The 20,219-nt window shown below is 69.3% G+C and carries 24 protein-coding genes; 8 read left to right on the top strand and 16 right to left on the bottom strand.

The annotated features are described in order from the left end of the window. Positions 1–96 precede the first annotated feature (96 nt). The 4 genes from HUG10_RS00800 (at position 97) to cruF (ending at position 4,636) form a co-directional block, all read left to right on the top strand. A complete protein-coding gene (locus HUG10_RS00800; RefSeq protein ID WP_179167738.1) occupies positions 97–1,017 on the top strand; it encodes a DUF106 domain-containing protein in 921 nt (306 codons plus the stop codon). Between the two features lie 357 nt (positions 1,018–1,374). Further along, entirely contained in the window at positions 1,375–2,871 is a 1,497-nt protein-coding gene (locus tag HUG10_RS00795) for a phytoene desaturase family protein (protein ID WP_179167737.1), read from the top strand. Between the two features lie 17 nt (positions 2,872–2,888). Further along, complete coding sequence (locus HUG10_RS00790; protein WP_179167736.1) at positions 2,889–3,752, top strand: prenyltransferase; 864 nt, start codon at positions 2,889–2,891, stop codon at positions 3,750–3,752. Continuing rightward, a complete protein-coding gene (gene cruF / locus HUG10_RS00785) occupies positions 3,749–4,636 on the top strand; it encodes a bisanhydrobacterioruberin hydratase (RefSeq protein ID WP_179167735.1) in 888 nt (295 codons plus the stop codon). The genes HUG10_RS00790 and cruF overlap by 4 nt, the downstream gene beginning before the upstream one ends. Positions 4,637–4,708: 72 nt before the next feature. Here cruF and HUG10_RS00780 read toward each other — a convergent pair whose 3' ends face one another. Beyond that, positions 4,709–5,665 (bottom strand): phytoene/squalene synthase family protein, encoded by a 957-nt coding sequence (locus HUG10_RS00780; RefSeq protein ID WP_179167734.1) that lies wholly within the window; start codon positions 5,663–5,665, stop codon positions 4,709–4,711. 137 nt (positions 5,666–5,802) lie between these two features. Beyond that, on the bottom strand, positions 5,803–6,018 hold the full coding sequence (locus HUG10_RS22140) for an HVO_2523 family zinc finger protein (RefSeq protein ID WP_179167590.1): 216 nt from the start codon (positions 6,016–6,018) through the stop codon (positions 5,803–5,805). Between the two features lie 87 nt (positions 6,019–6,105). Between HUG10_RS22140 and HUG10_RS00770 the strand changes: the two genes are divergently transcribed. Genes HUG10_RS00770 through HUG10_RS00760 form a run of 3 tightly spaced genes read left to right on the top strand, consistent with a single transcriptional unit; the run spans position 6,106 to position 9,144 of the window. Continuing rightward, positions 6,106–7,629, top strand: coding sequence for a molybdopterin-dependent oxidoreductase (locus HUG10_RS00770; RefSeq protein WP_179167733.1), 1,524 nt, complete (start codon positions 6,106–6,108; stop codon positions 7,627–7,629). 42 nt (positions 7,630–7,671) lie between these two features. Further along, positions 7,672–8,529 carry a ZIP family metal transporter gene (locus tag HUG10_RS00765; RefSeq protein WP_179167732.1) on the top strand — a complete coding sequence of 286 codons (858 nt, stop codon included), beginning with the start codon at positions 7,672–7,674 and terminating at the stop codon, positions 8,527–8,529. A gap of 42 nt (positions 8,530–8,571) precedes the next feature. After that, positions 8,572–9,144, top strand: a complete 573-nt coding sequence (locus HUG10_RS00760) for a GNAT family N-acetyltransferase (RefSeq protein WP_179167731.1) — start codon at positions 8,572–8,574, stop codon at positions 9,142–9,144. Between the two features lie 72 nt (positions 9,145–9,216). Here HUG10_RS00760 and HUG10_RS00755 read toward each other — a convergent pair whose 3' ends face one another. Together HUG10_RS00755 and HUG10_RS00750 are read right to left on the bottom strand one after the other, a co-directional pair. Continuing rightward, entirely contained in the window at positions 9,217–9,504 is a 288-nt protein-coding gene (locus HUG10_RS00755) for a hypothetical protein (protein WP_179167730.1), read from the bottom strand. Continuing rightward, the gene (locus HUG10_RS00750) at positions 9,497–10,507 is read right to left on the bottom strand and encodes a DUF7490 domain-containing protein (RefSeq protein ID WP_179167729.1); all 1,011 of its coding nucleotides are present in this window, start codon (positions 10,505–10,507) and stop codon (positions 9,497–9,499) included. The genes HUG10_RS00755 and HUG10_RS00750 overlap by 8 nt, the downstream gene beginning before the upstream one ends. Before the next feature lie 132 nt (positions 10,508–10,639). On the opposite strand from HUG10_RS00750, the gene HUG10_RS00745 reads away from it, so the two are divergent. Continuing rightward, the gene (locus HUG10_RS00745) at positions 10,640–11,038 is read left to right on the top strand and encodes a universal stress protein (RefSeq protein ID WP_179167728.1); all 399 of its coding nucleotides are present in this window, start codon (positions 10,640–10,642) and stop codon (positions 11,036–11,038) included. Between the two features lie 257 nt (positions 11,039–11,295). On the opposite strand, the gene HUG10_RS00740 is transcribed toward HUG10_RS00745, so the two are convergent. The 12 genes from HUG10_RS00740 to HUG10_RS00685 all read right to left on the bottom strand — a co-directional run bounded on the left by HUG10_RS00740 (position 11,296) and on the right by HUG10_RS00685 (position 20,216). Beyond that, entirely contained in the window at positions 11,296–12,525 is a 1,230-nt protein-coding gene (locus tag HUG10_RS00740) for an ornithine cyclodeaminase (RefSeq protein WP_179167727.1), read from the bottom strand. Between the two features lie 100 nt (positions 12,526–12,625). After that, entirely contained in the window at positions 12,626–13,558 is a 933-nt protein-coding gene (locus HUG10_RS00735; RefSeq protein ID WP_179167726.1) for an alpha/beta hydrolase, read from the bottom strand. Then, positions 13,555–13,911, bottom strand: a complete 357-nt coding sequence (locus HUG10_RS00730) for a hypothetical protein (protein WP_179167725.1) — start codon at positions 13,909–13,911, stop codon at positions 13,555–13,557. Before HUG10_RS00730 ends, HUG10_RS00735 begins: the two co-directional genes overlap by 4 nt. A 410-nt stretch (positions 13,912–14,321) precedes the next feature. After that, positions 14,322–14,753, bottom strand: a complete 432-nt coding sequence (locus HUG10_RS00725) for a universal stress protein (RefSeq protein WP_179167724.1) — start codon at positions 14,751–14,753, stop codon at positions 14,322–14,324. A 286-nt stretch (positions 14,754–15,039) separates the two neighbouring features. Next, on the bottom strand, positions 15,040–15,231 hold the full coding sequence (locus HUG10_RS00720; RefSeq protein ID WP_179167723.1) for a hypothetical protein: 192 nt from the start codon (positions 15,229–15,231) through the stop codon (positions 15,040–15,042). 169 nt (positions 15,232–15,400) lie between these two features. Continuing rightward, complete coding sequence (gene secY / locus HUG10_RS00715) at positions 15,401–16,870, bottom strand: preprotein translocase subunit SecY (protein WP_179167722.1); 1,470 nt, start codon at positions 16,868–16,870, stop codon at positions 15,401–15,403. 3 nt (positions 16,871–16,873) lie between these two features. Further along, a complete protein-coding gene (locus HUG10_RS00710; protein ID WP_179167721.1) occupies positions 16,874–17,371 on the bottom strand; it encodes an uL15m family ribosomal protein in 498 nt (165 codons plus the stop codon). Further along, on the bottom strand, positions 17,371–17,829 hold the full coding sequence (locus HUG10_RS00705) for a 50S ribosomal protein L30 (protein ID WP_179167720.1): 459 nt from the start codon (positions 17,827–17,829) through the stop codon (positions 17,371–17,373). Before HUG10_RS00705 ends, HUG10_RS00710 begins: the two co-directional genes overlap by 1 nt. Next, positions 17,829–18,485, bottom strand: a complete 657-nt coding sequence (locus HUG10_RS00700) for a 30S ribosomal protein S5 (protein ID WP_179167719.1) — start codon at positions 18,483–18,485, stop codon at positions 17,829–17,831. Before HUG10_RS00700 ends, HUG10_RS00705 begins: the two co-directional genes overlap by 1 nt. After that, the gene (locus tag HUG10_RS00695; RefSeq protein ID WP_179167718.1) at positions 18,486–19,043 is read right to left on the bottom strand and encodes a 50S ribosomal protein L18; all 558 of its coding nucleotides are present in this window, start codon (positions 19,041–19,043) and stop codon (positions 18,486–18,488) included. Continuing rightward, a complete protein-coding gene (locus tag HUG10_RS00690) occupies positions 19,043–19,504 on the bottom strand; it encodes a 50S ribosomal protein L19e (RefSeq protein ID WP_179167717.1) in 462 nt (153 codons plus the stop codon). Before HUG10_RS00690 ends, HUG10_RS00695 begins: the two co-directional genes overlap by 1 nt. Next, the gene (locus HUG10_RS00685) at positions 19,497–20,216 is read right to left on the bottom strand and encodes a 50S ribosomal protein L32e (RefSeq protein ID WP_179167716.1); all 720 of its coding nucleotides are present in this window, start codon (positions 20,214–20,216) and stop codon (positions 19,497–19,499) included. Before HUG10_RS00685 ends, HUG10_RS00690 begins: the two co-directional genes overlap by 8 nt. Positions 20,217–20,219: the final 3 nt, after the last annotated feature.

The following is a 20,219-nucleotide window of genomic DNA, read 5'->3' as shown; positions in this document are numbered from 1 at the left end:
TAAAGTCTGTCGTTCTTTAGGGATGCCTAAATGCGGCGCTCCGACGCGCATCGAAGAGTACAACCTTCTTACCCACCCGTCGCTTAGCGCCTGACAATGGCACGTATCGAATCGCGCGTCCGGGACCTGGCCGAGGACCCCGAGATGCGCGAGGCCATCGAACTCGTCCTCGAGCGCGCGGAGGACGGCGAGATCCAGTGGGTCGACGTGCGCGGGGACATCTCCAGCGGTCAGTGGGGCCGGCTCATCGAGCGGGGCATCCTCGAGGACGGCCAGTCCGGGTTCGCGCTCGCGGACCGGGAGGCCATCGAGGCGGGCCTCGAACCGAAGGAGGGCACCGACGGCGCAGGCGGCGGTGGCGACATCCCGGAGGTCCCCGACTCCGAGGGGGCCTCGTGGAGCAAGTGGGACAAGGGCGCGGCCGCGGTCACCGTGCTGTTCTTCATCGGCTACTCCTACGGCCCGGTGCGGGACGTCATCGGCGGCGGCATGGACGTCGTCCTCGGCCCGCTGCAGGACTCGCTCCCGCTGTACGCGGTCATCATGGTCATCGCCACGTTGACCGGGCTCTACTCCACGCTCCTGCGTGCGAACCTCATGGACATGGACCGCATGGCGGCCTACCAGAACCGGATGAAGGACATCCAGGGCCGGATGAAGGAGGCCAAGAACCGCGGCGACGACGACGCCGTCGACCGCATCCAGGAGGAGCAGATGGACGCGATGGGCGACCAGCTCGGGATGTTCAAGGAGCAGTTCCGCCCGATGGTGTGGATCATGGTGTTCACGATACCGTTCTTCCTCTGGCTCTACTGGAAGGTCGGCTTCCGCGGCGCCAGCGGCGACCCGTCGGCGGAGTTCGCCGACGTCGTCCTCCCCATCTGGGGGCAGGTCGCCTGGACGGACAACCTGCTCATCATGCCGACGTGGATCATCTGGTACTTCCTGTGCTCGATGGCGTTCACCCAGATCATCCAGAAGGGGCTGAACATCCAGATGAGCCCCTCGACGTCGTAACCTGACGATTCGATCGAATTTCGCGGACTTTCACTTTCGTCTGGTCGGTTGTTATTGGTGCTGCGACCAGTCCTCATAACGTGATGAAAGCTCCTGCGCGCCATTGCCGGCTGACCACCTGACGACACACACCGGTCAGCCAGGAATCGATACGCCGTCGAACTGGCCTCCGGGTGGGAATGGAAGGAGCCGCGGGAGCTTCCGCGGTCTTCGCTACGGCACTCCTCGGAGCATCCCCGTTCGGATACCACCCCTTCGGCTGCCCAACACGTCAGCGACTCCATACTCGTCGGGGATGACCGTTCTACGAACCCGAGCAGCCCAGGTTTATACAGCACGCCTCCGTAGTACGGTTTCATGCGACAGCCCCGGGACCTGTCGGCGCTCGCCGGCGACGACGTGACCGTCGTCGGCGGGGGGTTCGGCGGGCTCTCGACGGCCTGTTACCTCGCCGACGCCGGCGCGGACGTGACCCTGCTGGAGAAGAACGAGCAGCTCGGCGGCCGCGCGTCCGTCCTGGAGGCCGACGGGTTCCGGTTCGACATGGGCCCCTCGTGGTACCTGATGCCCGACGTGTTCGAGACGTTCTTCGACCACTTCGACCGGACGCCGGAGGAGTACTACACCCTCTCGCGACTCGACCCGCACTACCGCGTCTTCTTCAAGGACGGGGACCGGGTCGACATGGTCCCCGACCGGGAGGCCAACCGGGAGACGTTCGAGTCCTACGAGGCCGGCGCGGGCGAGGTGTTCGAGGCGTACCTCGAGAAGTCGAAGCGCGACTACGAGGTCGGCATGGAGCACTTCGTGTACGAGCACCGCGAGCGCCTCCGCGACTTCGTCGACCTCGACGTGCTCCGCAACGCCCGCGGGCTCTCGCTGCTCGGCACGATGCAGGGCCACGTCGAGGACTACTTCGAGAGCCCGAAGCTCCAGCAGCTGATGCAGTACTCGCTCGTCTTCCTCGGCGGGTCCCCGCACAACACGCCCGCGCTGTACAACCTGATGAGCCACGTCGACTTCACGCTGGGCGTCTACTACCCCGACGGCGGTATCGGCGCGGTCGTCGACGGTATCGCGGACCTCGGCCGCGAGCTCGGCGTGGAGTACGTCACCGACGCGCCGGTCGAGGCCATCGAGGGCAGACGGGGGGGCTTCGCCGTCGACTTGGAGGACGGCCGGCGGTTCCTGGCCGACCGCGTCGTCTCCGACGCCGACTACGCCTACACCGAGCAGGAGCTCCTCCCGCCCGGGAAGCGCCAGTACGATGCGGAGTACTGGGAGTCCCGAACGTACGCGCCCTCCGCGTACCTGCTCTACCTCGGCGTCGAGGGCGACCTCGACCCCCTCGCGCACCACACGCTCGTGCTCCCGACCGACTGGGACGACCACTTCGCGGCCATCTTCGACGACCCGGCGTGGCCCGACGACCCGGCGTACTACCTCTGCGTCCCCTCCGAGACGGACGACTCCGTCGCGCCCGAGGGACACAGCGCCCTGTTCGCGCTGGTCCCCATCGCACCAGGCCTCGACGACAGTCAGGAGCACCGGGACCGCTATCGCGAACACGTCCTCGACGACGTCGCCGAGAACACCGGCGTCGACCTCCGCGACCGGATCGTCCTCGAGGAGACGTTCTGCATCGAGGAGTTCGCGGACCGTTACAACTCCCGGAACGGCACGGCGCTCGGGATGGCGCACACGCTCCGCCAGACCGCGCCGTTCCGGCCGAGCCACCGCTCCTCGGCCGTCGACGGGCTCTACTTCACCGGCTCGTACACGACCCCCGGCATCGGCGTCCCGATGTGTCTCATCAGCGGGCTGCTCACCGCCGAGGTCATAGCCAGGGAGTGACCGATGGAAGATCCACGATGAACGCGGCTCCCGCTGCCCGGTTCGACTACCTCCTCACGCTCTCGCGGCCCCGATTCTGGCTCTACCTCGCCGGCCCGGTGCTCGTCGGGGTCGCGTTCGGCGCCGGGAGCGTCCCCGAACTCGTTACGCCGCGGACCCTGGCGCTGTTCGGCTACTTCCTCGTTCCGGCGAACCTCCTGCTGTACGGCGTGAACGACGTGTTCGACCGCGGGGTCGACGCGGAGAACCCGAAGAAGGACGGCCGCGAGGCCCGGTACGGTGGCGGTCGTCTCGTCCCGACCGTCGTCGCCGTCTCGTTCCTGCTCGGCCTCGCGCTCTTCCCGGTCACGCCCCGGGTCGCGTGGCCGTACCTCGCCGGCTTCCTCCTGCTCGGGGTGGCGTACAGCGCGCCGCCGCTCCGGTTCAAGACGACGCCGCCCCTCGACTCGCTCTCGAACGGCCTGTACGTCCTCCCCGGCACGGCCGCGTTCGCGACCGTCGCCGGCGCCCACCCGCCGCTCGCGGCGCTCGTCGGTGGATGGCTGTGGGCGATGGCGATGCACACGTTCTCGGCGATCCCCGACATCGAACCCGACCGGGCAGCAGGAATCCGCACCACGGCGACGGTGCTCGGCGAGGATCGGACGCTCGCCTACTGTGCGGTCTGCTGGCTGCTGGCCGCCCTCGCGTTCGCGCTCGTCGACCCGCGACTCGGCGCGCTCCTCCTGGTGTACCCGGTTCTCGTCGTCGGGATCCGCCGAGCCGACGTCGACGTGGACCGCGCGTACTGGTGGTATCCGGCTATCAACACGGTCGTCGGCACGGCGCTCACGATCGGCGGGTTAACGCGCATCGTGCCGCCCGGGGCGGTGCTGCCGTGAGCACGGTCGCCTCGACGGTGCGCGAGTGGTGGCCCGACGACCGCCGCGACGCGGAGACTCGGCTCGAAGCGCTCGTCCGCGGGAACCGCTTCACCATCTCCGTCGTCTTCCCGTTGATCGGGATCGTCCTGCTGCTCGCGAGCGCTACCGTCCCCGCGGTTCCGGACTGGCTGGCGTTCAACGGGACCCTCGTCCTACTGGGTACGCTCGTGATGCGCTCGCCGCTGATCGCCGCCGTCGCGCCCGTCGCGGACCGTCGCGCCCTCGCCGGCGTCGGCCTGCTGACGCTGTACGCCTACGGGATCGAGTACGTCGGCGTCCACACCGGCTGGCCCTACGGGGCGTTCGAGTACGGCGTCGCCCTCGGGCCGATGGCCGCCGGCGTCCCCCTTGGACTGCCGGTGTTCTTCCTCCCGCTGGTGGCGAACGCGTACCTGCTGTGTCTCCTGCTGCTCGGCGACCGGGCCGAGCACGCGGCGACGCGGCTCGGCGCAGTCGTCGCGCTCGTCCTGCTGATGGACGTGGTGCTGGACCCCGGCGCGGTCGCGCTGGGCTTCTGGTCGTACGACGACGTGGCTCGGGGGGGCGCGCTCGCGGCGCTCTCAGGCGGCGGGTTCTACGGCGTCCCGCTCTCGAACTTCGGCGGCTGGATCCTCTCGGCGACCGTCGCCGTCGCGACGTTCGACGCGGCGTTCGACCGGGCCGCGCTCCGGCGACGGCTCGCTGACTGCGAGTTCGCCCTCGACGACATGGTGAGCTTCGTCATCCTCTGGGGCGGCGTGAACGCCGCCTTCGGCAACGCCGTTCCGGCGCTCGTCGCCGCCCTGATCGGGTACTGGCTGGTCCGGGCGAACCGGTTCGACGCGTCGCTCCTTCGTCCCTGACTCGGGTGGCGGGAGTGTTCACGAGGGCGAAAGTATCCGTGTTGGCGAGAGTGTCGACCGGATCGCGGGAGTCTACCGGGCCGGCATACAGTCCAGGTGGTCCCGGCTGTCGCGGGTCCGCCCGTCGGGGTTCGTCGCACTCACCCGGTGGAAGACGGCCTCGGGGTCCTTCGTTCGCGCCCAGGCGCCCCGCGTCCGCACCAGGAGCCACGCCTTCCGGGCCGTTCCCAGCGACGGTGTCGCCGTGAGCGTGTCGAAACCTCGTCGGCGGACGAGTCGGTGGTGTTCGGCGTACAGGACGGCGGCGAGCAGCACGGCGAACTGGCAGTCCCGGGGGAGGTATTCGATGCCGGCGACGCCCTCCTCGTACAGCGATTCGGCCCGCCGGAGTTCGTGACGAACGGCCGCCGCGACGTTCTCGTCGAACTCGAACCGCCGGAGTTGTTCCTCGGTGACGCCGTTAGTCGCAAGCGTCTCCCTCGGGAGGTACACCCTGTCCTGGTCGACGATGTCCTCCCGAACGTCACGGACGAAGTTCGTCAACTGGAACGCCTCGCCGAGGGCGGTCGCGTGCGGAAGCGCCGCGTCGGGGTCGTCGGGGCCGATCACCGCCGTCATCATCCGCCCGACCGCGGCGGCGGAGCCGTCCATGTACGCTTCCAGGTCCGCGTACGTCTCGTAGCGGTCGGTGGTGATGTCGGCGATCATCGCGTCAACGAACGCCTCGACGTCCTCCTCGGCGATACCGTACGCCTCGCGTATCTCCGCGAACGCGGCGAGGACGGGGTCGTCCGCTTCGACCCGCCCGAGCGCGGCCTCGCGGAGTCGTTCGAGTTGCGCGTGCTGTTCCGCCGGAGGTGCGGTGTCCTCGGCGTCGACGACCTCGTCCGCGACCCGGAAGAACGCGTACAGGACGTACGTGGGGTGCCGAACGCGCTCGGGGAGCAGGCGTGTCGCGAAGTGGAACGTCCTGCCGGTCCGCTGCTGGATGCGTTTGCTCCGCGCAACAGGGTCGTCTGCTCCCGTCACTGGAGTGAGCGGACGCTCACTCGGTCACGGACGTTCGGTGCGTTCATCCTAGCTGGAACGAAGTAGGGACGCGGACACTATAACGATTGGTGGGCACGGCTCGGTCCGCCATCCAGCCCGCAGACCTCGTTCGTACCCTAGCGGTGGTAGAAGGTGTCGGCGCAGTCCATCACGACGCCGTGTTCGGGGCAGACGTACTTGCAGTGCCGGTGGTCCATCGACGCGCCGCAGAAGGGGCACGGCCGCGTTCGCACCGTCTCGACGCCCTCGGACGCGTCAACGCTGCCCGATCCGCCATCGCCGCCCGTCCCGTCGACACTGCCGCTCCCGCCAGCGTCGCCCGACTCGTCCATGCCGGAAACACGGAGCGGCGGGCCATCAGTGTTCGGCCCGCGCCAATCCGCGGCATCCCTTTATGAATAGCGTCGAAACCCTCCGGCATGAACCGGCCGACGCGGCGACGGGCGCTGGTCACGCTCGCCTCGGGAGTCGGCGTCGTCGCCGGGTCGTTCCTCGTCGCGGGCTTCGCGGAGCGCTGGGTCGTCCTCGCGCTCGCCCGAACCCTGTTCTTCCTCACGCCGGACGGGCTGGTGGCGTTCGGCATCCAGCGGCTCGGCGACCTCGCACAGCCGCTCCTGGTCGTCGGCGCCGGCCTGACGACCGTCCTGTTGTTCGGCGGGCTCGCATTCGTGACCGTCCTGACCGGCCGGGCGCTCGACCGCGAGCGGGCGGAGACCGTGTTCGCCGTCGGGACAGTGCAGGCGTTCGTCGCGTTCGCGCTCACCGTCGCCCCGCTCCCCGCGCTCGTCGGCGGGGCCGTCGGCGCGGCGGTCGTCGGCGTCGCGGGCCGCGGAGCTGTCGGCGGAGTGGACGTGGCGCGGCGGGACCTGCTCCGCTCTCTCGGCACCGCGGCAGCGACCGTCGGGCTCGCCGGCGTTCTCGGCGTACGACGGGGAGCAGGTGGCAGTAGCGATCCCAAGGCAGGGGGGAATCCCGCCAAGGAGACGTCGGACTCGCTCGTCCGAACCATGCTCTCGACCGCCGAGGACCGCTCGCTCCCGCTCGCCGACATCGATCCGCTCGTCTCGGAACGGTTCTACCAGGTCGACATCAACCCGGCCGACCCCGACGTCGACCGCGAGACGTGGTCGCTCACCGTTTCCGGGGCCGTGGAGGGGGTGCGCGAGTATTCCCTCGCGGACCTGGAGGGTCGGCCGGCGGAGCACCGGTTCGTCACCCTCCGATGCGTCGGCGACTCGCTGAACGGGAAGAAGTTGGACAACGCGCTGTGGACGGGCGTCCCGATGACGGACGTGCTCGAAGAGGTAGGTGTTCCCGACGACGAGCCCTGTTGCGTGTACGTCCGGGCGGCCGACGGTTACTTCCAGTCGTTCCCGCTGGAGGCGATGCGGTCGGCGTTCCTGGCCTACGGGATGAACGGGCGGTCCCTCCCGAAGGGACACGGTGCCCCGGTCCGCGCACTCGTCCCCGGTCACTGGGGCGAGATCAACGTGAAGTGGCTCACCGAGATCGAAGTCGTCCGCGAGGAGCGCGAGGGCTACTGGGAGAAGCGCGGCTGGCACGGCACCGGACCGGTGAACACGGTCGCAAAGCTCCACAGCGTCGACGCTTCCAGCGGCAGCGTGACCGTCGGCGGACACGCCTACGCTGGAACCCGGGGCGTCTCCGCCGTCGAGGTGTCCACGGACGGCGGGGAGTCGTGGACGGAGGCGACGCTCTCGGAGCGCCTTCCGGCGGCGATACCGGCCGACGCTGACCCGGAGGACGTCGGCGGCGAGGCGGCCGACGCCTGGCGGATGTGGCGCCACGAGTACGAGGCGACCGGGGGACACGAGGTGGTCGTCCGCGCCGTCGAGGCCGACGGTACAGTCCAGGACGACGCGGAGTCGAAGCCGTTCCCGAGCGGCGCGAGTGGATGGGTCTCCCGCCGGGTCGCCCCCTGAATCGTAGTTGTTATTAACTCCCATAATAGAATTAGTAATAAGATGGAAGCGACAGTCGACGCCGACGCCGCCCGGACGACCAGACGGACGGCGGTCCTCGGCGGTCTCAGCACGGCCGCACTCGTCGGGACGACGCTGCTCGCGCTGGGAGCCGGCCGCGAGAAGCTGTTCGGAATCGCCTGGGTGGCGTTCCTCGGGATGGCGGTGGCCGGCTGGTTCGGCTCCCGGGCGCCCAGGGAGAACGCGGGCGTCCTCGTGTGGGGGTACGGCCTCGCGAGCGGTGCGATGGTGACGAGCGCCGCCGTGTTCCTGCTGCCCCAGGCGATGGGCCAGGACCCCACCTACGGCGGGTTCGGCGTCGCGCTGGGCCTGCTCGTCGGCTTCGGCGCCCACACGCTCGGCCACCGGCTCGCGCACATGGACCTACCGATCGACCGGACGCTCGCCGAACTGACCGCCCACGCCGTCTCCGCAGGCGCGATCATCGGTATCATCTACGGCAACATGCCGGAACTCGGACCGCTGCTCGGGCTCGCAATCGTCTCGCACAAGGGGCCCGCCGGCTACGCGGCGGTGAACCGCTACACTGGACAGGGAGGGGACTGGCGTGCGATACTCCTGCCGGCCGCAGGGGTCGGCATCGCCGCGGCCGTCTCGTCGTTCCTCGCGCTCCCCGCGTCCGGGCCGGTTCGCGGGGTCGTCTTCGGCTTCGCGACGGGCGTGTTCCTCCACGTCGCGATGGACTTCCTCCCGGAGTGCGAACTCGGGAGCGAGATCCACGACTCGCTCGCACACGAGGGGAACGCCCACGTGGTGCTCGACCGGATGCGCGTCCACGCCGTCGCGAGCACGATACTGGGCGGACTCGTCGTGTTCCTCGCGTGGCTCGTCGTGGCCTGAATCCGGAGGTGCACTTTTCCCCGGGCGGTGGAATCGGGAGGTATGCCAGGACCGGTCTTTCTCGAGGGCGATGCAGTGACCCTTCGACCGGCGGAGGAGGAGGACGTCGAGTTCATCCAGCGCTGTATGAACGACCCCCGGGTGTGGCGGCCGGCGCTCGACGTCGACCCGATGAACCGTCGACAGGGAGCGGAGTTCTTCGAGGACGTCGTCTGCGGTGACGACGGTGTACGGTGTCTCGTCTGCGACGGAGAGGAGCCGATCGGATTCGTCTCGCTGACCGAGTCGAAGTACGGACCCGGGGAGACGGCCCGGTCGCGCTCGGCGGAACTCGCCTACTGGCTCGCACCCGAACACCACAGGCAGGGGTACGGCTCGGACGCCGCCGCGCGGATGGTGCAGTACGCCTTCGAGGACCGGAACCTCCGGCGGGTGAGCGCACGGCTCGGGAGTTTCAACGAGGCGTCGGCCGCCCTGCTGGAGTCGCTTGGCTTCCAGCACGAGGGCACCCTTCGGGAGGCGGCCTGGTTCCGCGGGGAGTACCACGACGTGCTGTGGTACGGGCTCCTGCGCGACGACTGGCTGGCGGAGAAACCGTGGAAGAACGGACCGTAGACCGCACTCCGGTCCAACGGTACGGGAACGAACACCGGTAAGTTCGGGCTACCGTCACCCGGGCGGCACAGTTTACCGCAGTCGCCGAACCTGCACCGAGATTCCGTACCCCGCCAGCAGCAGCAGGGCGAGATTGAACGCCGCGCGGAACAGCGACCGGTACTCGCGGACCACCCAGCGGTCGATGGTCGCCGAGACCGCCAGGTAGAACTGGAGGGCCGCGACGAGGGCGAGCAGCACCAGCGCCGCGAGCGCGATCCTGTTCAACAGGGTCGCGATGTCGCGGTCACCCCCGTCGGCGTCGGTGGCGTGGCGGTCGTCGCGCTGTTCGGTTCGGTCGGTGGTGGGTGCGTCAGTCATTGGTCCTCCTCCGTGCGAAGAGCGCCGCGGCGAGCAGTGCGACGACCGCGAGTGCGGCCGTGAATCCGGGGGTCTGGGTGTACGATGTCTCCTCGGCTCCATTGGTCGGACGGTCGGCGCCGCCGCCGCCGTCCGCGAAGTCGCCGACGCTGAACTCGATCTCGCGCTCGGTCTCGTTGGCCGAGATGGTCTCCCGCGGGTCGAGGTTGGCGACCGAGCGGGCCGAGTCGACGAGCACGCCGTCCTTGTACAGCGCGGCGTCGACGTAGTAGTTGTAGTTCGCCGGCACGGTGAGCGTCGTCGCCGCGTCCGTCGTCCGACCCGGCCGGATGTCGCCGACGTCGACGCTCGTCCGGTCCGCGACGAGGTTCGAGTCCGCCTGGCGGAGCAGGAGTTCCACGCGGAGGTCCTCGCTCGGCGCGTCGCCCGCGTTCGTCAGCGACGCGGCAACGCGGAGCGTCGTCCGGTCACCCTCGACCGCGTCGACCGACACGGCCACCGGGGGAACGACGTCGCTCTCGGTGAAGCGGACGTCCGTCTCGGCGTACGCCGGGGTCAGCGCTTCCATCCCCCTGACCTCGGTGGACGACCGGTCGACCCGCCTACCGTCGCGGAACACGGTCGTCTCCAGGCGGTAGCCGCCCTCGCGGTCGACGCGGAGGGTGGCGTTCACGGGGACCGAGGCGTCGCCCGTGAGCGTTCCGACGTCGACCGTCCGCTCGGCCGCCAGGAGCCCCGACTCGGCGTCGTAGGCGCGGAACCGGACCGACACGTTGTCGGTCGGGTTGCGGTCGTGATCGATGCGCGCGTGGAGGCGGAGTTCAGCCGTCGCGCCGCCGACGTCGCCGTGAGCGATGGCGACCTCCTCGACGCCGACCGGGCCCGGCCGAACCGGGTCGTCCTCGGCGGGCGAGGCGAGGACGCCCGGCGCGAGGGTGGCCGTGAGGAGGGCGAGCGCGAGTACGACGGCGGCCGATCCCGCCAGTAGTCTCTCGCGTGACACGAGGTCGGCTTCTCGGAGTCCGCCTAAATGTTTTGTGTAGTGGCGCTTCGACGGGAAACGAAGCAGTTCGGGCCGTGCGGGGTGGCCGAATCAGCCGGTACCGTTATTCTCCCCCCGGAGGCACCTGGTGGTATGCTGTTCGTACTCGCGACCGACTCGGTCCGCACGAGCGACGTCCTCTGTTCGTACCTGCGGGAGTGCCTCGATGCGGACGACGAGGTCCACGCCGTGAACTCGAAACCGGGGGGCGACTCGACGGACGCCGACGAGATCCGGGCGGGGGAGGACGCCCTAGAGGTCGTGGAGGAGAACCTCCGGGGCGTCGTCCGGGTCGAGACCCACCAGTACGTCCGGGGGAACGACCCCGTCGAGGACGTGCTCGGGCACGCGGAGGAGGTGGGCGCGGACGAACTCGTGATGGGCATCCGCAAGCGGAACCCGACCGCGAAGATCGTGTTCGGCAGCGTCGCGCAGGACCTGCTGTTGCGGGCGAACTTGCCGATGCGCGTCGTCCCTCGTGAGTCGGTTTAAGATAGAAACTCGGTGGGTTCCGACACAGTATCCGCTAGATTCGTCAGTCGTATCCAACCTTGTACCGCAAACGAGCAGACCACTACCCCGAGCGTGATGTGAGCCACACCCTCCCCAACCGATTGCGCTCCTCGCGCTCACTTCGTTCGCGCTGTGGTGCTCATCCCTCGCGCGCATCCGGCTGGCACGGAGGCCAGCCGGCACGCGCCACCGCATAGGTTCGACCGAGTGCCCGAAAAACAGAACCCCGACTTGCCCTACTCCAGCAGTTCGTCGGCGAGCGTCGGAACGAACATCCCCACGTCGGTGACCATGCCGACCGCCTGGGCCGACCCGCGGTCGAGCAGTTGGGTGACTGTCGCGGGGTTGATGTCCACGCAGACGACGCGCGTCGTCGAGGGGAGGCAGTTCCCGACCGCGACCGAGTGGAGCAGCGAGGAGAGCATCAACACCAGGTCGGCCTCGTGGGCCTGCTCCCGGATGGCGTTCTGCGCCTCGACCGCGTCGGTGATGGTGTCGGGCAGGGGGCCGTCGTCGCGGATCGACCCCGCGAGCACGAAGTCGCGGTCGTTCGTGACGCACTCGTACATCACGCCGTCCTCGACGAGCCCCTCCTCGACCGCCGCCTCGATACCGCCGGCGCGGACCACCTGGCTGATGGTGTAGATGTGGTGCTTGTGTCCCTTCCGCGGGTGCTCCATCGTCTCCACGTCCATCCCGAGCGACGTGCCGTACATCGACCGCTCCATGTCGTGGACGGCGAACCCGTTCCCGGCCGAGATCGCGTCGACGTACCCCTCCCGGACCAGTCGGGCCAGGGCGGGGCCCGCGCCGGAGTGGATGACCGCCGGGCCGGCGACGACGAGCACGTCGCCGCCCTCGGCCTTCGTCTCCGCGATTGACTCGGCGACCCGGCGGATGAGCGACTCCGAGGGACGCTCCGCGGAGACGCCGCCGCGCATGAACCCGAACGGGCCGGACGAACCGCGGGGGCGCTCGGGCGGCTTGACCCGGATGCCAGCGTCGCCCGTCACGACCCGATCCCCGCCTTCGATGGCGTTCAGCACCTTCGTTCGCGCGCGCACCGACCCGTCCGCGGCCTCCGACACCACGACCGCGCAGTCCATCTCGATGTCGGCGACGGGGACCCACTCGCCGTCGACGCGGACGTCCGTCGGGTGGTTCGTCGTGGAGTAGAAGCCGTCCGGGACGACGCGGTCCTCCGGCGCCGGTTCCAGCGTCGCGTCCGTCGGGGCCGCGAGCGTCGCGCCCGACTGGTGGAGTTCGTGGAGGATCGGGTGCAGCGTGTGCTCGTCCTCGGCGAAGACGCGGAGCCGGCAGTACGACGCCTCGTCGCTGTGCCGGCCGACCCGGAACTCCTCCACCTCGAACTCCGCGCCCATGTCCATCACGACGGTGAAGGCGCGTTCCATCAGCCCGGAGTCGATGATGTGGCCCTCGAGTTCGACCACCTCGCTCGTGCTCATGTGTGGCCCTGGGAACGGGGGGAGGAAAAGGTAGCTCCGTCGGCGATTACGGCACCGGGTCGTCGTGGCGGCCCCCACCGGTCGCGGCGCCACCCGGCGGTCACAGCGTCGCCCGGAGGAAGGCGAGCTGGTGGTCGACGAGTTCGGGGAACGCGTCGTGGTAGACGTCGAAATGACCGATCCGCTTCGAGACGAGCGTCGGGTCGCGGAGGTTCTCGACCAGAGTCTCGACCGGACCGTACGGGAGGATGTCGTCCTCCGTGGCCCCGACGACGAGCGTCGGCGCGTACACCTCCCCCGCGTCGGTAACCGGGCGGTACCGCGGGAGCGCGAGGGTGGTCCGCGCTCGCGTCCGGTTCCGCCACCGCGACTCGCGCGGGATGAGACGGACGTAGCCGTCCTTCGCCCCCGGCTCGTTCAGCAGCGCGAACTCGTCGGTCTCGCCGTACACCTTCACGTCCCTGGTCCGGCCGACGAACGCGCCGAGGCGGTCGCGCAGACCCGCGGCGACGGCCCGGAGCAGGAATCCCGGGGACTTCGTCCGGAGGAGCTTCCGACCGTCGAGGAACGGGACCTGCGTGAGCACCGCGTCGATGTCGTGTCGCTCGGCGGCGAGCGTGAGCACGTACCCGCCGGAGAGCGACGTCCCCCAGAGCGCGCGTCCCGTCCCGACGCCGGCGAACCCGGTCGTGGCGTCGAGTGCGGCCCGCCAGTCGTCGAGCTGGCGCCCGGGGAGCACCAGCGGCTTGCCCGTCGATCCGCCGAACCCCCGGTAGTCGAACGTGAACGCGGCGAACCCGGCCGCGGCGAACCGCTTCGCGTAGCGCGGGAGGCCGAACCCCGCCTCCGCGGCCAGCCCGTTCGCCATGACGACGACGGGAGGGTCGGCGACGTCGGCCGGGAGGTAGAGCGTCCCGGTGCAGACCTCGCCGGCCGAGTCGAAGGTGACGCGCCGCGTGGCGTACGATTCGCGCGACGGCTCGTCGCGGTCGCGCCGTCGGGCACCCGCCTCGGGGTCGCGGGACTGGGTCACGGCTCCCCCACTGCCGGTTCCTCGAGCGTGTCGAGCACGCGGGCGGAGAACTCCTCCTCCGAGATGCGGTAGGCGCCGAGGTCCCGGATCCAGTCGGGATCGAGCCGCCAGCGTCCCTGGACGTCGCCGGGCGCGCGAACGACCGTTGCCTCGACGGGTACCGGGTCCCACGCACCCTCCTCCGTGAGTTCGATGAAGGTGTTGCACGCGCGTCCCATCTCCTGGTGGTTCACCGACGCGCCCGGGAAGGCCGTCAGGTACGTCAGCGCGAGCGTGTCGCCGCGTGAGAGGGACTCGACGCTGATACCGTTGCTCCGGAGCGCCGCTTCGGGGCCCGTCAGGTCACCGGGCATACGACACAGTATCCGGGCACGTAACTTACCGGTTCCGGGGCGCAGAACGGACGGCGAGGCCGAGCGGGCGGGGGGATGACATGTCAGAGGCACACGTGCCCGCCCGACCTGTCGCCACCGGATGGGAGTCAGCACGCCACTTAACGTCTCGGTGAACTGCAGTTCACATCCAGTCAGCGTCGAGACTACTTCTCCGGTCGTGGTCGTTCGGTGGAGGCGTCAGGACGTCGAACGCGAGGGGGGAACTGTCTCGGTAACCGCGATACTACGGCAGTACGGCGTTTCGAGAGCGGACCGGGTGTCGCCGATTGTCGAGCGCGAATCCGTTGGCGAACCGACGGTTCAGGATCGGTTCCGACCGGCGGCCACGGGCGGGTTCGGTCCGGCCCAGATGGCCCCTCGAAGGGTCCTCAGGCTTCCGCGTCCGATCGCGGCAGGCTGATCACCGGTATCGGCGCCTCGGTGACCAGCCGAAGGGCGACGTCGCCCGAGAGGTAGCGCACCAGTCGACCGCCCTCGCGCGGGGTGAAGACGACCGCCGTCGCGCCGACCTCGGCGGCGACGTCGAGGATTCCGTCGACGACGTCCGTCGAGTACACCCGACGACCCTCGACGTCGGAGCCGTCGAAGGCCGTCTCGAACGCGGCGAGCGCCTCGTCCGAGACGCCGGTCCGGCCCTCCTCGCCCGTCTCCTCGGGCGGGGCGCCCGACCGCTCGATGACGTGGACGACGGTGACGCGGTCGATGTCGTCGACGTACTCGTCGAGCGCGGTGGCCGTCACGCGGGCGTCGTCGGGCGAGGCGACCGGGACGACGACGGTCCCCAGTAGGACATCGCTCACGCGAGCCACCTCCGGTGGCGAGTGTGAGCAGGGAGGAAAGCGACCGTGCTCATGGGCGAATCCCTCCGGCCGTGAGTGCCGAGCACGCCCTGCGTGTGAGGTAACTCACGCGAGCCACCCCCGGTGGCGAGTGTGAGCAGGGAGCGGAGCGACCGTGCTCACGAACGGACGTCCCACGATACGGATCGCCGTCTGAACGGTGAGGGAGGGGCGCACACGTGGCCGTCAGCGTGGTCCCGCTTAACTGTACGTCCTTCGAAAACGGGCGGTCCGGGCGGACGGCGGTTCAGCGAACGTCCACGAGCGACACCGAGTCCTTGCAGTCGGCCGTGAGCCACGCGGTCTCGAGCGCGTCCGGCGAGTACACCGTCACCGAGCGCGGGTCCTCGCCGTCGTCGAGGAGGAACCGAAGTTCGAACTCGGGCAACTCGTCCAGCGTACGTTTCCTCTCACTCCGCCAACCGTCCGTCGTACTCATCACCAGTAGGGGTGACCTGGCCGTACTTATCTCTTCACGGCCACCTATCAGGTCTGAGAGCGTCGGGGTGAGCCGGGCAGGGGCCACCTACGTTTCGCGACGGCGAACGCTCGTCGAACGACGCTGGGTCGAAAAAACGGGGTGCGGGAAGGTGAGTTCGGGCGACTGCTCAGTCGGAGCCGAACATCTGGCGCATCATCGGGTGCATCTCCATGAGCTGCTCCTCGGCGATCTCCTCGTACAGCTTGTACGTGATGGACACCGTGAGCAGCAGGCCGGTCCCGGAGACGCCCCCGAGCGTGCCGAGCATGTTCGCCAGCACGGCGAGCAGGCCGACGAGCGCGCCGCCGATGACGGTCACCTGCGGGATGTAGCGCTCCATGACCTTCTCGATGACCTGCGGGTTCCGCCGGAAGCCGGGGATCTGCATCCCGGAGTTCTGGATCTGCTGGGCGGTCGCCTCCGGCCCCATACCGGTGGTCTCCACCCAGAAGATCGCGAAGATCGCGGAGCCGACGACCGTCACGAAGAGGTCGACGAGTACGCGCAGGGCGATCTCCGAGGGCGTTGCGGCGGGCGCGTAGATGAACCACATCCAGTCCTGTCGGGTCTGGATCGGCGCGAGGTAGTAGAACACCCCGCCGACGACCTGGCCGTCGGCATACTGGCCGAGCCACGCGGGCATCGACGCCAGCTGGGAGTTGAGAATCTGTCCCAGGAACTGGACGTTCGCCTGCAGCGCGCGGATGAGGATCATCGGTAGGACGCTCGCGTAGATGAGCTTCACCGGGAAGCGACCCCGGGCACCCTTCACGCGGGCGTGGCTCAGCGGGATCTCGACGCGCACGCTCTCGGCGTACACGACGATGGCGAAGATGAGCACCGTTGTGAACAGCGCGAGGAGGTTCCCCGGCTCGAAGAGCAGCGCCTGCACGAGCGAGCCCTCGAGCTGGACGCTCCCCGTGACGATGCCGATCCAGGCCGGGAAGAACCCGGTGATGTTACCGATCGCCTCCGTGGCGAACAGCCCGGCGACGAGCTGCTGGCTCACGCTGGCGATGATGAACAGTCCGATCCCGGAGCCGACGCCCCACTTCGAGATGACCTCGTCCATGAACAGGATGAGGATCCCGCCGACGAACATCTGTGCGAAGATGAGCGTCTTGACGCCGGTGGTCGCCTCGGCAGAGCCGAACAGCGACTGGGCGATCGCGGGGTCGGCCGGCAGGAACTCGCCGGCGAACACCATGGGGAGCCCCGTCAGACAGATCATCACGACGACGAGCAGCTTCTGGAGGCCCTGGTACAGCACCTGATCGCGCGGGTCGTCGGTATCGAGCCCGAGCAGGTCCGCCCCACCGAGTAGCTGTAGCACGATCGACGCCGTGACGATCGGCCCGATCCCGAGCTGCATGATCGAGCCCGACTGTCCGGCGAGAATCGAACGGAACTGTCCGTAGAAGTCGCCGCTCGCGGTCTGCGTCTGCAGCCCGAACAGCGTTACGTTCGTCAGGAAAAAGTACATCACGAGGATCCCCGCGGTCCACGCCAGCTTCCGCTTGAAGGGCACGTGCCCCTCCGGCCGGGTGACCGTGGGCATCCGAGTGAGTACCGGTTCCGCAGCCTCCTTCCAGCTCATGGCTTACGCCTCTTCCTCGTCCGGTTGAGAATCTTCCGCTTCGGATTCGGCCGCCTCCTCGGCACGGTCGGTCAGCTCGACCGAGCCGCCGGCCTCCTCGATGAGCGAGCGCGCCTTGCCCGTGAACGCGTCGGCGGTCACGTGCAGTTCGCCGCGGACGCTACCGTTACCGAGTACCTTCACGACGTCGACGTCGTGACCGTCCTCGGCGACGTCGCGGGCGTCGATGGCGTAGCCGTCGCCCTCCTCCTCGGCGAGGCCGTCCGCGGCCAGCAGCGCCGCGTCCTCGTCGAGCTTCTGGACGGTGACCTCGGCGACCTCGTCCTGGAGCGTTGGCGGGCGGGTGAAGCCGTGCTTGCCGAGCGGACCGTAGAGGTTCCGCTCGTGCTTCTTCCGACCGGCGGCGCCGCGGCCGCCGCGGTGACCGGCGCCGCGCCGGTTCTTGTGGCTGCCGCCGCCGTGGGTCCGCGAGCCGCGCTGGCGTCGCTTCTTGTTCGTCATTATCGCATCGCCTCCAGGAGGTCGTCGATGTTCTCGTGGCGACCGAGCTCGCCGCCGTTCTTCTCGGCGTGCTTGATGCCACGGTGCCCCTTTCGCGGGGGGTGGAGCCGAATTGCCGGGGAGAGCCCCTGCTCGCGCAGGGTCGTCTCCTCGTCCACGAGCGCCTCCGCGAGCGCTTCGAGGTCGGCGTAGTCGGTGTGCTCGTCGACCCACTCGTCGTCGATGTCGGCGTCGCCCTCTAGCGGCTCGCCGCGGCGCGCGATGGTCGTCGCCACGACCTCCGCCGACGGCTCGCCGAACGCGACGTAGTCGTTCACCTTCGCGATCATCCCGCGGTAGGTGTCCTCCTCGGGAACCAGCGTCGCGTGGTTCACGGCGTGGAGGTTCAGCATCTTCAGGGTGTCGCGCTGGGCGGCCGAGGTGTCGACCTCGCCGCGCAGCTGGACGACAGCCTGCATCAGCGGGCCTCCTCGCCGCCGGCCTCGCGCTGGATCCGCGCGGCCCGGTCGGGCGTGCGTGCCTGCGAGGCGTTCTGCAGCGCGTTGAACGTCGCCTTCGCGAGGTTCACCGTCGTGCGCGTGTTGCCGTCGGAACTGGTCCAGGCGTCCTGCACGCCGGCCAGTTCGAGGATGTTGCGCACCGTCTCCGCGGCCGCCAGCCCGAGCCCCTGCGGGGCCGGGCGGATCTCGACCGTGACGGAGCCCGCTTTGCCCTTGGCGGTCCGGGTGAGCGAGTTGACCCCGCCGGCGGAGTCCTCCCAGCTACCCGACCCTCGGTCGACGCTGATGATGTTCAGCTTCGCGACCTCGATGGCCTTCTGGATGGCGCCGCCGACCTGGTCGTCGCGAGCCTCGGCGTAGCCGAGGTAGCCGTCGCGGTTGCCGACCGCGCAGACGCAGCGGAACTTCACCCGGCGCCCGGAGTCGGTCATCCGCTGGACCATGTTGATGTCGAGGACCTCGTCGTCGAGCCCCCCGAGGAGCTGGTCGACGATCTGGGGCTCCTTCAGCGGGAGCCCGGTGGCGAGCGCCTCCTCCATCGAGGAGATGTCGCCCTCCTGTACCTTGCGGCCGAGACGCGTTCGCGGCTCCCAGCCGTCGTTGTTTCTACTCATTTACTCGAATTCCTCCGTTAGCGTCTCCCGGACCTCGTCGAAGTGGTCCGGGAGGTCCGCGGCGTCGAACTCCCCCGAGTAGAGCGGCTCGTCGAGCGACTCCGCGTACGCGGCGATGTCCTCGCCGCGGTTGCGCGGCCACTCGGCCAGCACGTCCTCGTTGTGGGGGATGTCGAGCCCCGCGTCGATCGCACCTTCCTGTACAGCGAACGTCTTGTTGCCGGGCGTCGCCGTGTTGAGCCCGATGTCGAGCACGGCCTCGTCGAGGCCGGCGTCGACCGCACGCAGCCCCGCGAGGTAACCCGTCAGGTACGCGCTGGGGATGTTGCCCGTGGGGGCCTCCCAGCCGTACTCCGACAGGTCCTCGCTCGAGGCCGCGGCGTGGGTCTCGTCTCCGCTCGGACCGGGGGTGACCAGCTGCGCCCTGACGTGCTTGTTCGACACGCGCGCGACGAGTCGCGGCTTGCCGGATTTCAGCAGGCGCAACCTCTGGTGGTAGTCGGTCCGAACTTCGCGACGGCGCCGCATCGGCACCTTGTATCGTGGTCCGGTTGCCATTATTCGTCCTCCAGTGTCACGTCGTAGTTGTTCACGACGTACGATTCGAGCCGGCGCACGTCCTCGAACTCCCCGCCGGAGGCCTTGTCGTACAGCTCGCGGTACTGCGAGCGGTCGAGCGGGCCGTCGTCGCGGAGTTCCTTCAGGCGTGCACGCTGTGCGCGGATGCGGGCGATCCAGTCGGACTTCGAGTCCTGCCGGCCGCCGGCCTTCCCCTTCCGGGAGCCGGCGCCCTTGCGGTGTCCGTACGAGCGCTTCTCGTCGCGCTCGCGGGCGCGGCCGCGGGAGTTCGACTTCGCGTCCTCCGCGCGGATGTTGCCCTGCTGGATCTGCTCGCGGATGTCCTCGCGCGTGATCGAATCCGCCAGCTCGGACTGTGCCTCCGGGTTGAACCAGACGCGGCTCTTGCCGACGTCGAGGACGTCGGCGGCGAGCCGTCGCTGGGCGCTCAGATCACTCATCGTCGACCTCCACTTCCACGTAGGTCGGGTTGAGGACGCGGATCTCGCGGTCCTCACAGATGTCCTCGATGTTCTCGCGCTTGCGCGCGCCGACGCCGGAGGCGATGCGCACCGCCTCGGTGCCGGCGTCGACGGACTCGAGGTCGTCCGCGTTGTGGACGTGGACCTCCTCGAAACCGCTCGGGTGCAGGCCGCGGGCGCCCTTGGGGGAGCCGTAGCCGGCCGCGACCTTGGGGCCCTTGCCCTTGATGCCGCGACGCTGCTTCGAGAGTCCGCCGCGCGGGCGGCGCCACGAGGTCGGCGTCCGCTTCTTCTTGTGGTAGTCCTGTCGGTTGAACTGGGGCATGCCCTCGCGGTGCTTCTGGGCGAGCGCACGCGCCGTCTCGTCGTCGAGGTCGGGGGTCTTGTCGGCGTGGCCGCGCGGGCGCAGCTCCGTCTCGACCGCTTCGGCTTCCTCGGCCTCCTCGGCCTCGGGCTCCTCCTCCTCGATTTCGGCCTCGGTCTCGTCCTCCGACTCGACCTCCAGGCCGCCGACGTCGGCCTTGATGCGGGCCGCGAGGGCGTTTCCGACGCCCTCGACGTCCGCCAGTTCCGACTGGGAAGCAGCCTTCACGTCCTCGACGGTCTCGTAGCCGGCCTCGCGGAGCGCGTCCGCCTTCGAGGGGCCGACCCCGGAGATGTCCTCGAGGCTCTCGATGTCTTCGTCAGCCATCGA

It is taken from the genome of Halorarum halophilum, assembly GCF_013401515.1.
Lineage (GTDB): Archaea > Halobacteriota > Halobacteria > Halobacteriales > Haloferacaceae > Halorarum > Halorarum halophilum.
The sequence above is the reverse complement of the archived record's forward strand: the minus strand, read 5'-3'. Positions and strand labels throughout refer to the sequence as shown.

What these genes read in the sequence shown, in the direction of transcription:
- HUG10_RS00800 (WP_179167738.1), top strand. Translation starts at nt 97, where the DNA reads ATGGCACGTATCGAATCGCGCGTCCGGGACCTGGCCGAGGACCCCGAG.
- HUG10_RS00795 (WP_179167737.1), top strand. Translation starts at nt 1,375, where the DNA reads ATGCGACAGCCCCGGGACCTGTCGGCGCTCGCCGGCGACGACGTGACC.
- HUG10_RS00790 (WP_179167736.1), top strand. Translation starts at nt 2,889, where the DNA reads ATGAACGCGGCTCCCGCTGCCCGGTTCGACTACCTCCTCACGCTCTCG.
- HUG10_RS22140 (WP_179167590.1), bottom strand. Translation starts at nt 6,018, where the DNA reads ATGGACGAGTCGGGCGACGCTGGCGGGAGCGGCAGTGTCGACGGGACG.
- HUG10_RS00770 (WP_179167733.1), top strand. Translation starts at nt 6,106, where the DNA reads ATGAACCGGCCGACGCGGCGACGGGCGCTGGTCACGCTCGCCTCGGGA.
- HUG10_RS00765 (WP_179167732.1), top strand. Translation starts at nt 7,672, where the DNA reads ATGGAAGCGACAGTCGACGCCGACGCCGCCCGGACGACCAGACGGACG.
- HUG10_RS00760 (WP_179167731.1), top strand. Translation starts at nt 8,572, where the DNA reads ATGCCAGGACCGGTCTTTCTCGAGGGCGATGCAGTGACCCTTCGACCG.
- HUG10_RS00755 (WP_179167730.1), bottom strand. Translation starts at nt 9,504, where the DNA reads ATGACTGACGCACCCACCACCGACCGAACCGAACAGCGCGACGACCGC.
- HUG10_RS00745 (WP_179167728.1), top strand. Translation starts at nt 10,640, where the DNA reads ATGCTGTTCGTACTCGCGACCGACTCGGTCCGCACGAGCGACGTCCTC.
- HUG10_RS00740 (WP_179167727.1), bottom strand. Translation starts at nt 12,525, where the DNA reads ATGAGCACGAGCGAGGTGGTCGAACTCGAGGGCCACATCATCGACTCC.
- HUG10_RS00730 (WP_179167725.1), bottom strand. Translation starts at nt 13,911, where the DNA reads ATGCCCGGTGACCTGACGGGCCCCGAAGCGGCGCTCCGGAGCAACGGT.
- HUG10_RS00720 (WP_179167723.1), bottom strand. Translation starts at nt 15,231, where the DNA reads ATGAGTACGACGGACGGTTGGCGGAGTGAGAGGAAACGTACGCTGGAC.
- secY (WP_179167722.1), bottom strand. Translation starts at nt 16,870, where the DNA reads ATGAGCTGGAAGGAGGCTGCGGAACCGGTACTCACTCGGATGCCCACG.
- HUG10_RS00710 (WP_179167721.1), bottom strand. Translation starts at nt 17,371, where the DNA reads ATGACGAACAAGAAGCGACGCCAGCGCGGCTCGCGGACCCACGGCGGC.
- HUG10_RS00705 (WP_179167720.1), bottom strand. Translation starts at nt 17,829, where the DNA reads ATGCAGGCTGTCGTCCAGCTGCGCGGCGAGGTCGACACCTCGGCCGCC.
- HUG10_RS00700 (WP_179167719.1), bottom strand. Translation starts at nt 18,485, where the DNA reads ATGAGTAGAAACAACGACGGCTGGGAGCCGCGAACGCGTCTCGGCCGC.
- HUG10_RS00695 (WP_179167718.1), bottom strand. Translation starts at nt 19,043, where the DNA reads ATGGCAACCGGACCACGATACAAGGTGCCGATGCGGCGCCGTCGCGAA.
- HUG10_RS00690 (WP_179167717.1), bottom strand. Translation starts at nt 19,504, where the DNA reads ATGAGTGATCTGAGCGCCCAGCGACGGCTCGCCGCCGACGTCCTCGAC.
- HUG10_RS00685 (WP_179167716.1), bottom strand. Translation starts at nt 20,216, where the DNA reads ATGGCTGACGAAGACATCGAGAGCCTCGAGGACATCTCCGGGGTCGGC.